Here is an 11,307-nt window from a genome sequence, read left to right as displayed (position 1 = left end):
TTATTATGGCTTTGTTACACAAAGATGTATAAGTTGAAGTCGCTTTATTGCATAAATTTCTTCTTGAATATTTTTCAACAATATAAATTCCAAATGAAGAAGCCTGTACCTAAAATCTATCGTACAGTGAATTGGTCCACCAATAACCGAGCTTTAATAAATCGAGGAAATATCTCGATTGGTTTTGATCTTACAACTTAATGGTAGACTCCTCCCAAAGGCAAACATGGTTGAAATTAAACTTATTCGAACACATCCATCCAAATTATTAACTTATTATTCCTTAAATGTCTCATTCAAAGCTTGTTGTACAGCATCAACACGTGTTTTACAGGCTTTGTATGCCACCATAGACTCTTCAACGATTTTCATTAAATTGTCGATGTCTGGCTCTTCGTGTGACTCCAATAGCTCGGCATTCTTTTTAAGGACTCCATAACCTTCCTTGAAAGAGAGTTCTTTTTTACTCATTACCAATTACCTTCGTTACATTTGCTTGAATGGTACCATCCTGTAATTCGACCTGGATGTTATCACCTGAAATCTGTTGAATAGAGCGAATAGCTTTCCCTTCACTACGAACTATTCCATAGCCTTTAGCCATCACGTTTCGCGGATTCTGGATTAGGGTTTCACGCATCAGCGATTCGACTTGATTCGTTGCCAGTTTGATCTGTTGCTGGGCTAAGTAATGTAGGGTGCTTCGCATCAAATCTACGCTCTTATTTGCTTCATTAATTTGCCCATGCGCAAGCGTCTTAATCACTCTCATGTATTGATCATTTTGGCTTTGGTACGTCGTGATTTGATGTTGGGATAATAGCTTAATGGTTTGGAATGAATCTAAGACACCCTGAGTCCGTTCAGCGATAAGATTACGAATACCACCAATTACCTTACTTGGTGTGTCAAATGAACGGTTTGCAACTTCATCCAATATCGTACGGTCTTTCTCGTGACCAATACCGACCCAAATCGGAACGGTTCGTTTGGCCAACAATGCTGCCAGTTCGAAATCATTTAAATAGGCAAGGTCGTTCACAGCACCGCCACCACGGATAATCACGATGAGATCGGGTGGCGTATTGAAATCAGTAGCCCATTGTCTCAGACCATTACTTAGAGAAGTGATGATACTCTGTGCTGCCGTGTTCCCTTGAAATGTGGCTGAATAGTATTTGAAATGACATACACCAGATTTTTCTAAAGCATCAGCATCTTTTTTGAAGTCACCTAAACCTGCCGCATTCTCAGGAGCAATTACCAGGACATTCTGAATATCAAACGGAGTAGGAATGAGCTTATTTTTATTTAACAGACCTTCAGTGGTTAGTCTTTCTAATATTTGTTGATAACGCCGTGCAATGTCTCCAAGGGTATAGCTTGAATCAATATCTTCAACATTAACTGAAAAGCCATACTGTGGATCAAACTTGGCTCTGACTTTTACCAGGACATTTAAATCTTTTGAAAGCTCTACACCGCTTTCCCTTTCAAACTTAAGCACCATTTTCTGAGCTGTAAATTTCCAGATGGTTCCTTTACAACTCGCTATAACTTTGTCGGTACTTTCATCCTTTTCAGCTAACTCAAGATAGTAATGTCCGCCCTTAATATTTAGATTACGGATCTCAGCTTTCACCCATACAGGCTCATTGAAAGTAATTTGAATTACTTCCTGTACGGTTGATAGATAATCACTGAGAGAAAACTGAGGTTCAGACATTAGATCAATTATTTGAAGTGCTTAGATGAATAGTATTAAAGCAAAGCCAGAAGTGCAAATTGAGAATATGCTCACTTGACCCTGATCAAGGTATATGGCATATTTCTGCTATAGTGGACGTACATATGGAAATTCACTTAATTACCGTAAAAAGCTCATCATTTGATGGGCTTTTTTTGTTGCTAGAGGCTTTGTTGCACAAACCTATCTGTAAAGGGTTTTTCAGCGATATAATTTTCAAATGAAGAAGCCTACACACAAAATCTACCGCACAACCAATTGGCCCGCATATAACCGAGCACTCATGAGTCGCGGAAATATTGCCATTTGATTTGATCCTGCTACGCAATGGTATGCGCCATCAAAAGGCAAACAAGGGCGAAATCAAACCTACTCCGACGCAGCCATCCAATGCTGCTTAATGATTAAATCCTTATTCCGTCTGTCTTTACGTATGGTCACTGGCTTTGTGCAAAGTCTGATTAAACTTTGCGGATTAAATTGGATAGCTCCAGATTACACCACGCTTTGTAGAAGACAAAAGCATATTGATATTGTAATCAGCTACCAAAAAAGTAGAGATGGGCTGCATCTACTCATGGACTCTACAGGCATGAAGTTTCTAGGTGAGGGCGAATGGAAACGCAAGAAACATGGACCTGAATATCGTCGCCAATGGCGTAAACTTCATATTGGTATAGATGCTAAAACCCTACAAATACGAGCAGTTCAGCTTACAACCAATAATGTCAGTGATTCACAGGTGCTTGGTGATTTACTTAATCAGATTCCACAAGATGAGCGGATTGACTCTGTTTATACCGATGGAGCTTATGACACCAAGCAATGCCGTCAGGTCATTGCAGATCGGCAAGGGCATGCGGTGATTCCACCTAGAAAAAATGCGAAACAATGGAAAGATACAAAGAGTAGCTCGCTAGAGCGAAATGAATTACTTCGAACAATTAAACGTTTAGGCAGGACACTATGGAAAAAATGGTCAGGCTATCATCGGCGAAGTTTGGTTGAAACTAAGATGCATTGCATCAAATTATTAGGAGATAAACTCAGTGCAAGGAGTTTTGATAGCCAAGTGAATGAAATCCATGCACGTGTAGCAGTCCTTAACAGATTTACGGAATTAGGTCGACCACTTACCCAAGTTACGCCTTAAATTTGGCTCAATTAGGGGCGCTTTGCATTTCCAATCTTTGTGCAACAAAGCCGTTGCTAGATAATTTGGAATAAAATGTGAATGAGGTCTCAATATAAACCAAGTATATTAGTTGGTATTAAGTTCTCCATGATAGTTAATATCAGTTTATACCTGCACCTTCCCCAAGTTGCAGGTTTTTTTTCTTCATTTTTTATTCGATTAATGATTTAATTATTTTGTTGTAAATAAAAACAACGATTCCTTGTTTCGGCGCAAAAGACCAAGGGGAAAGCCTTACAGAAATGTAGGGCTTTTTTAATAGGAGCTTAACTTAAATCGTATTGGTATAAATTTTAATTTTTTATCAGATGCTTAGTCGATAAAGTGCGTTCAAATAATTGCGCTTTTTTGTTGTGATATATTTTAATCATTACTTACAACAAGAAGAATAGAAATGAATATTTATATCGGTGGTGATTTAGATGGCAGGGTAATAGTGCTTGATAAACCATGTTTTAATGCTAAAAAAGTAAACAAGACAAAAGCAGCAAACTACATTAAGCAAATGTATGTCATACATGGTGACGTCTATTATTTTTGGCGTGATGCTGAGCTTAAATTATTGGAAGTTACTCAACGTATAGAGATCTTACTGGCAAAGACTAAGCGAAAATCTATTTAACTGTCCCTGATAGTAAGTTTTTTATTGTCTTTATCCGTAAAAGAAATTAGTTTAAATTGAACCAATTGTTAAAATAATTATGAGAACGGAAAAAATGAATAGAAAATTTGAACTACATGTGATTAGCCAGATCTATGACTTTTTAGTTGAGAGAGAGGGTTTTACCTCACTAAACCTTGATCGGAAGGTTACGGAGTTTTTTCGAGAAGTACATGTAGGGCAAGAAGAAGATTTTACAATTCTTGAATCAAATAAAATCTCAGGAAACTTTGGTGAAGTTTCCTACATCAATTTATTGAATGTTCCGCATTTCAACGATAAAGATAAATTTCTGAGATGGGCCCATAAAGCTTTAAATCTATAAGTTGTAATAATTCAGTGTAATCTGAGAGGAATTGTTTCATTATTTAATAAATTCAATTACATAAATAATAATGTGGTTACATTATGAACAGTAATTCATCAGAAGGCGGTTAGATAGATACAAATCAGAGTGATATGTTTGAATCAAAAGTTCTACATGGATGGAATTAAAGATGAAATTATTAACTTTGGTGAGCATAGGTGCGGTAGCAAGTTTCTGTTTATTGTCAAAGCGTCACACTACTGAAAATTCATTTCATTCAAACTTCGATAAAGTTGTTCGAAATGCTGTCTTACAGGGATTCATATAAATATAGATGCCTAAGATATATAGCTTTTAAGTAGTTAAAGGAGGAATAAGATGATCAGATTATTAATGTGTATATTTGGCCTTCATGGTGCTAGAGAGATTGATTACACCAATGACCAAAAAGAAATTTGTGTATGCCGAGAGTGCTTGAAGAAAGTCAAGAGTCCTCATGATTAGGTATAATTTCTTTTTATGAAAAGACAGTCTAAAAAATCTGAGCATATAACCTCAAATTGGACAACCGAGCAAGATAGTTTCTTAATTGAAAATAGTGTTATGGGGATTGAGAAGCTTATCAATCATCTGCCTTTTACTGAAGATGAAATTATTAAGCGTAAAGAGGTACTAGGTCTCACTAGAAGACATAGACAGATGCGTAAATTTTTAAGCAATCCATCTTAAGAGAGTTCTAAGCCTCTATTTTTTTAAAACGGATCAGACATAAAAGACCCCGTTCGATATCTATTATTCGCGGAGGTTTTTTTCTCTTATGGATGTTGTTATACAACTTTATACACTTAATTAACGTCACAGTTACTTTTATAAAATCTCTTACAAGTCAATCCCTAAAATTTGTGATAATCGTTTGCATTTAGAGTCAAATGCCTTCTTAATGATTAGAGGATTAAATAGAACAATTGAAGGAGATGGATATGACCTCGCAAGAAGTACTCGTATTTTCAGCCTCAGCATTTGGTCTCACATTACTCATTTATGAGTTTGGACAGATGTCCATGATGTTTAGTTAAACCACCTTCGGGTGGTTTTTTATTGCAAGATATAACTACATCACAATATGGATAGAATATGTAAACTGGTTAAATTTTAGTGTAATTATGAATTTACAATATTTACTGGAAGTTTCGTTTACGTAACAAACGAGTAATTAATTATTGATTATTTATTCACATAATAGTTTAGGTATGATTTATATAAAGGAAATTATCATGCCACAATATCTAGCTCTGGCTGAAAAAGTCATAAAAGACATTAAGGAAGAGGTTGGTATTGAAAGGGATCAAAAAGGCCTTTTCACATTGATAATCCTCAAAGTTAGAGAGTATACCCACTCAAGTAATTTAAAAGTTGATCATGAAATTTGTGCGACCATTTTTGATGATGAGAATAAAATTGAGGGTATTAAAAGGTTGGATTTAACCCTAATTCCTCGAATCTCAAATGAAGATGAGTTTCTGTTATGGTTAGCAGGTTTCATACAACATATTACTATTGATGAGAGTAAGAAAGACCAGATTCCTCTATCCATTGTTATGAAACAAAGGGCTTTGTTGCACAAAGATTAGAGCTCCTTAATTGATTCAAATTTAGGATAAAATTTTAATAATTCATTGTTTTTATAGAACCTCTTTGCTTGTTGATCTGAAATCACTTATCGGCAGTAATTTTGTATTATAAGCCTCATTAGGATAAACAGAGTTAATCAACTCATCCAATAAAGAGGTACTTCACATGGATGAAGCTACAATCAAAAGTATGACAGCTGAATTAGCTAAAGGTTTAAAAACTCCTGAAGATTTAAACCAAATGACAGCCATATTTAAATGTATTAGTTTAGCAATGAATTGTTTTACGATTCAGTTCGATGATCGATTAAAAGATCATATATAAAAAATGGGACTTACACAAAATAATTTACAGGCTCGTAGAAACATGAAAATACATTCTTTTGGTGAACACAATAACATTACTTTATCTAATAATTGTATTGAAGTTCGAGGTGCACGTGAGCATAACCTTAAGGATGTAGATGTTTCTATCCCAAGAAATGCACTTGTTGTTTTCTCAGGTGTATCGGGTTCAGGAAAATCATCACTTGCTTTTGGAACTATTTTTGCTGAAGCACAAAGAAGATATTTCGAATCTGTTGCACCTTATGCAAGACGCTTAATAGATCAGGCCGGAGTACCAGATGTTGATGCTATTGATGGTCTACCACCAGCAGTAGCATTGCAACAACAACGTGGTGCAAGTAATACCCGTTCTTCTGTTGGAAGTGTAACAACTTTATCAAGTCTCGTGCGAATGATTTATTCGCGTGCTGGTGCATATCCTGCCGATCAGCCAATGTTATATGCCGAGGACTTTTCACCGAACACTCCTCAAGGTGCTTGTCCTACATGTCATGGTTTAGGTCACATTTATGAAGTTACAGAATCGACAATGGTTCCTGACCCAACACTCAGTATTCGTGAGAGAGCTATCGCATCATGGCCACCTGCTTGGCACGGGCAAAACTTACGCGATATCCTAGTAACCCTAGGATATGATGTTGATCGACCATGGAAAGATTTACCGCAATCGGATAGAGACTGGATTTTATTTACTGAAGAAACCCCAACAGTTCCTGTCTATGCTGGTTTAAGCCCCGCTGAGACTCAATCTGCACTTAAACGTAAACTAGAACCCAGCTATATGGGCACTTTCACTGGTGCTCGTCGCTATGTCCTTCATACTTTTGCTAATACCCAAAGTACGTTGATGAAAAAACGTGTTTCACGTTTTATGGAAGGTAAATTGTGTCCATCCTGCCATGGCAAACGCCTTAAGCCAGAAGCCTTATCTATTACCTTTGCAGGAGTAGATATTGGTGAGTTTATGCAACTTTCTTTGGATAAATTAACTTGTTTGCTTGAACCTATAGTTCTTGGCGATTTCGACGCTCATGATGCTGGAGAAAAGACTAATAATAAAGTAACCCAACTTGATAGAGCTGAACGAGCAACAACAGGTAGAGCAGTGCATTCTGTATCTCCAGATGTAAGACGTACGTCAGCACTTTCAGATGAAAAGAAAATTGCTGCTCAGCGTTTAGCAAGTGGTGTAATGGGCCGTTTAAATCAATTACGCCAGTTAGGTCTTGGTTATCTAACATTAGATAGAGCCACGCCAACTCTTTCAGCGGGAGAGTTGCAACGTTTGCGTTTAGCAACACAATTAAGTTCTATGCTATTTGGTGTAGTTTACGTACTGGATGAACCGTCTGCTGGATTACATCCTTCAGATAGTCAGTCATTATATGATTCTCTCGATAAATTAAGAGACGCTGGAAACTCCGTATTTGTTGTAGAGCATGATTTAGAGCTCATGCGTCGTGCTCAATGGTTAGTGGATGTTGGACCAGATGCAGGAGAGCAAGGTGGTAATATTTTATATAGTGGAGTACCTCAGGGTTTAAGTGAGATTTCAGCTTCACGTACTGCAAGTTATTTATTTAATAAAATCCCAGTTACTCAAAGTTATGGACGTACACCCTCTGGTTGGCTTGAACTTAACAATATTTACCGACATAACCTGCATAATATTGATGCTCGTATACCTCTTGGTGTACTTACAGCAGTTACAGGTATTTCAGGTTCAGGTAAATCTAGTCTCGTTTCTCAAGCTTTACCCGAGTTAGTACTTTCATATTTAGGCAATGAATCTGAAACTGAAAACAATAATGAAAATAATCCTTTAAATGAAGGAATGTTGGTTACCGAGGTTACACAGGGTTCTCTGGCTGGTGATGTGGAGGCTATACAGCGTCTGGTACAGGTTGATCAAAAACCAATTGGCCGTACTCCACGTTCTAATCTGGCAACTTATACGGGTTTATTTGATCATGTTAGAAAGTTATTTGCTGGGACTCCTGAAGCTCGCCAAGCTCATTATGATGCTGGACGTTTTTCGTTTAATGTGGCTAAAGGGCGATGTGAAACTTGTGAAGGTGAAGGCTTTGTCAGTGTAGAATTATTGTTTATGCCAAGTGTATATGCCCCTTGTCCGACATGTCATGGTGCTCGATATAATGATGACACTCTGAAAATTCGCTGGAATGGACGTAATATTGCTGAAGTATTAGGAATGACCGTCAATGAAGCACGTGATTTTTTTGATGGAGAGGTCTCGATTGCTCGTTCACTACAATTATTAAAGGAAATTGGCCTTGGTTATTTACGTTTAGGGCAACCAGCGACTGAACTATCTGGTGGAGAAGCGCAACGTATTAAATTGGCGACCGAGCTGCAACGCAATCAGCGTGGAAATACACTGTATATACTTGATGAGCCAACTACAGGTTTGCATCCATCAGATGTAGATCGATTGTTAGTTCAATTGCAGCGATTAGTCGATGCGGGTAATACCGTGGTTATGATTGAGCATGATATGCGTGCCGTTGCACAAGCAGATTGGGTGATTGATGTGGGACCAGGTGCTGGAAATGCTGGTGGGAATATTGTTGTGGCAGGAACACCAAAACAAATAACAGAAAATCAAGATAGCCGTACTGCTCCATATTTAGTTAATGAGTTAGTGAGTCGTGATACTAAACTTTGATATTGCGAGTGGGTAGAATAAAACCTTAAATTAAAAGCCTGTAAAATCAATCAGATATTTTTTGTTTTAGGTGGTGTGTGAGCATGAAATCTAAAAGTTTTTTTCAACTAAGGGCTTTGTTGCACAAACCTATCTGTAAAGGGTTTTTCAGCGATATAATTTTCAAATGAAGAAGCCTACACACAAAATCTACCGCACAACCAATTGGCCCGCATATAACCGAGCACTCATGAGTCGCGGAAATATTGCCATTTGGTTTGATCCTGCTACGCAATGGTATGCTCCATCAAAAGGCAAACAAGGACGAAATCAAACCTACTCCGATGCAGCTATCCAATGCTGCTTAATGATTAAATCCTTATTCCGCCTATCTTTAGATATGGTCACTGGCTTTGTGCAAAGTCTGATTAAACTTTGCGGATGAGCAGCCCCGAATATCAGTGATATTCGTACAGTACGCTTTGTAGAAGACAAAAGCATATTGATATTGCAATCAGCTACCAAAAAAGTAGCGATGGGCTGCATCTACTCATGGACTCTACAGGCATGAAGTTTCTAGGTGAGAGCGAATGGAAACGCAAGAAACATGGACCTGAATATCGTCGCCAATGGCGTAAACTTCATATTGGCATAGATTCTAAAACCCTACAAATACGAGCAGTTCAGCTTACAACCAATAATGTCAGTAATTCACAGGTGCTTGGTGATTTACTTAATCAGATTCCACAAGATGAGCGGATTGACTCTGTTTATACCGATGGAGCTTATGACACCAAGCAATGCCGTCAGGTCATTGCAGATCGGCAAGCGCATGCGGTGATTCCACCTAGAAAAAATGCGAAACCATGGAAAGATACAAAGAGTAGCTCGCTAGAGCGAAATGAATTACTTCGAACAGTTAAGCGTTTAGGCAGGACACTATGGAAAAAATGGTCAGGCTATCATCGGCGAAGTTTGGTTGAAACTAAGATGAACTGCATTAAATTATTAGGAGATAAACTCAGTGCAAGGAGTTTTGATAGCCAAGTGAATGAGATCCATGCACGTGTAGCAGTCCTTAACAGATTTACGGAATTAGGTCGACCACTTACCCAAGTTACGCCTTAAATTTGGCTCAATTAGGGGCGCTTTGCATTTCAAATCTTTGTGCAACAAAGCCCTTAAAAACAAGAAAAAGAGGATTGATAAAATGATGATAAAAAATAAAAAAGCGCCTGACGGCGCTTTCCTTTAATCATATTTATGGCGTCAGAATCACTTTACGACAATCTTCTTCTTTTTTATCAAAAATACGGTAACCTTCCGCAGCATCTTCCAGTTTCATGCGATGGGTAATAATCAGATCTGGAGACAGATCTCCATTTTCAATATGTTCTAGCAACTGCGGCAAGTAATTATGCACATGAGTTTGTCCCATTTTAAAGGTTAAACCTTTGTCAAAGGCATCACCAAACAGGAAGCCATGAATTGGACCGGCATAAACTCCAGGTACACTCACCACACCGCCGCGGCGGACCGCTGCAATACATTGTCTTAACGCTGAACCACTCGAACCTTCTAATTTCAGGTTAGTCATTACGGTTTCCAGCATGCTGCCTTTGGCTTCAAAACCGACCGCATCAATGACGGCATCGACTCCACGATAACCCGTGGTATTTTGAATGATAAATTCAGCGGCATCGACTTCATCAAAATTGACCGGAATCACCCCATAGGTTTGATGTGCGAAACTCAGACGATAAGGATGGTGATCGACCATAAAAATCTGCTCGGCACCGAGCATCCGTGCACAGGCAGCAGCCAGCAGACCAACTGGGCCAGCACCATAAATCGCCACACTGGAACCTCGACCAACTTGGGCATTGTTCACTGCTTGCCAGGCGGTTGGTAGAATATCGGTCAGGAATAATACTTTTTCATCAGGCAGGGAGCCTGGTACTTTAAATGGTCCGACATTGCCCTTGGGGATCCGCACATATTCAGCTTGACCACCTGGTATACCACCATATAGATGGCTAAAGCCAAATAAAGCTGCCCCTGGTGGAATCTGTTTTTTATTGAGAATTGCACCACGGCCGGTATTGGTATTTTCACAGGCAGCCATTAGTTCATGTTCACAGAAAAAACAGTGACCACATGCAATCACGAAAGGAATAATTACCCGGTCGCCTTTTTTGACTTCTGTGACTTCAGGGCCGACTTCTTCTACAATTCCCATAAATTCATGGCCGAAAATATCGCCATCTTCAGTGGCCGGAATTTTACCCCGGTATAGGTGCAGATCTGAGCCACAGATGGCGGTGGCTGTCACCCTTAAAATAACGTCATCTGGTTCCTGAATCACTGGATCTGGAACAGATTCAACTCGTACATCCCGAGCACCATGATAGGTAAGAGCACGCATGCGGATTTCCTCTTTCTAGTTCAACATTAAACAGACTCGTAGCAAGGCTGCCAAGAATTAAAAAACACTTGTATTAGAGCCTTAGGATGAAACGGCACGCTGTAAATTAATGTATGAAATAAGGTATTCAACTGTTTAAAAAATAAACTTATATAGGGTTTACGTAATTCGTGACCTTATGTGTCGAATGAATAGAAAAGAACAGAATTAAAGAAAAATCTAGTAATTTCTATAACTTATAGATTATTAATTCTGTGCTATCTATTATTTTTAGAAATAAATGTCCCTAACATAATCATAGAGGTACTAACTCCCCCTATTACTAAAC

At 38.4% G+C, this 11,307-nt stretch carries 9 protein-coding genes and 3 pseudogenes; 9 read left to right on the top strand and 3 right to left on the bottom strand.

What is annotated here, in order from left to right:
• Positions 1 to 93: 93 nt before the first annotated feature.
• A pseudogene (locus tag MN200_RS16410) lies at positions 94 to 204 on the top strand (IS5/IS1182 family transposase); the annotation flags it as partial.
• 72 nt (positions 205 to 276) lie between these two features.
• On the opposite strand, the gene xseB reads toward MN200_RS16410, so the two are convergent.
• Complete coding sequence (gene xseB / locus MN200_RS16405; protein WP_078424972.1) at positions 277 to 471, bottom strand: exodeoxyribonuclease VII small subunit; 195 nt, start codon at positions 469 to 471, stop codon at positions 277 to 279.
• Complete coding sequence (gene xseA / locus MN200_RS16400) at positions 464 to 1,726, bottom strand: exodeoxyribonuclease VII large subunit (RefSeq protein WP_151732056.1); 1,263 nt, start codon at positions 1,724 to 1,726, stop codon at positions 464 to 466. The genes xseB and xseA overlap by 8 nt, the downstream gene beginning before the upstream one ends.
• 241 nt (positions 1,727 to 1,967) lie before the next feature.
• On the opposite strand from xseA, the pseudogene MN200_RS16395 reads away from it, so the two are divergent.
• The 8 genes and pseudogenes from MN200_RS16395 to MN200_RS16360 all read left to right on the top strand — a co-directional run bounded on the left by MN200_RS16395 (position 1,968) and on the right by MN200_RS16360 (position 9,682).
• Positions 1,968 to 2,900, top strand: a pseudogene (locus MN200_RS16395) (IS5 family transposase).
• Positions 2,901 to 3,336: 436 nt separating this feature from the next.
• Positions 3,337 to 3,564 carry a hypothetical protein gene (locus MN200_RS16390; RefSeq protein ID WP_004984985.1) on the top strand — a complete coding sequence of 76 codons (228 nt, stop codon included), beginning with the start codon at positions 3,337 to 3,339 and terminating at the stop codon, positions 3,562 to 3,564.
• A 94-nt stretch (positions 3,565 to 3,658) separates the two neighbouring features.
• On the top strand, positions 3,659 to 3,928 hold the full coding sequence (locus tag MN200_RS16385; protein WP_087014563.1) for a hypothetical protein: 270 nt from the start codon (positions 3,659 to 3,661) through the stop codon (positions 3,926 to 3,928).
• 501 nt (positions 3,929 to 4,429) lie between these two features.
• Complete coding sequence (locus MN200_RS16380; protein WP_087014561.1) at positions 4,430 to 4,639, top strand: acyl-CoA thioesterase; 210 nt, start codon at positions 4,430 to 4,432, stop codon at positions 4,637 to 4,639.
• 545 nt (positions 4,640 to 5,184) lie between these two features.
• Positions 5,185 to 5,541: a hypothetical protein gene (locus MN200_RS16375; protein ID WP_005327575.1), complete on the top strand. Its 357-nt coding sequence runs from the start codon at positions 5,185 to 5,187 to the stop codon at positions 5,539 to 5,541.
• 166 nt (positions 5,542 to 5,707) lie between these two features.
• Positions 5,708 to 5,866 (top strand): hypothetical protein, encoded by a 159-nt coding sequence (locus tag MN200_RS16370; protein ID WP_005332155.1) that lies wholly within the window; start codon positions 5,708 to 5,710, stop codon positions 5,864 to 5,866.
• A gap of 42 nt (positions 5,867 to 5,908) precedes the next feature.
• Entirely contained in the window at positions 5,909 to 8,575 is a 2,667-nt protein-coding gene (locus tag MN200_RS16365; RefSeq protein ID WP_152630443.1) for an excinuclease ABC subunit UvrA, read from the top strand.
• A gap of 166 nt (positions 8,576 to 8,741) precedes the next feature.
• Positions 8,742 to 9,682 (top strand): annotated as a pseudogene (locus tag MN200_RS16360) (IS5 family transposase).
• Between the two features lie 133 nt (positions 9,683 to 9,815).
• Here the strand turns inward: MN200_RS16360 and MN200_RS16355 are convergent.
• Positions 9,816 to 10,979 carry a zinc-dependent alcohol dehydrogenase gene (locus tag MN200_RS16355; protein WP_005104957.1) on the bottom strand — a complete coding sequence of 388 codons (1,164 nt, stop codon included), beginning with the start codon at positions 10,977 to 10,979 and terminating at the stop codon, positions 9,816 to 9,818.
• Positions 10,980 to 11,307 lie beyond the last annotated feature (328 nt).

The sequence above is a fragment of the Acinetobacter sp. LUNF3 genome (assembly GCF_022699605.1).
In the GTDB taxonomy this organism is placed as follows: Bacteria; Pseudomonadota; Gammaproteobacteria; order Pseudomonadales; family Moraxellaceae; genus Acinetobacter; species Acinetobacter johnsonii.
Note: the sequence above shows the minus strand (reverse complement) of the source record. Positions and strands in the feature narration are given on the sequence as shown.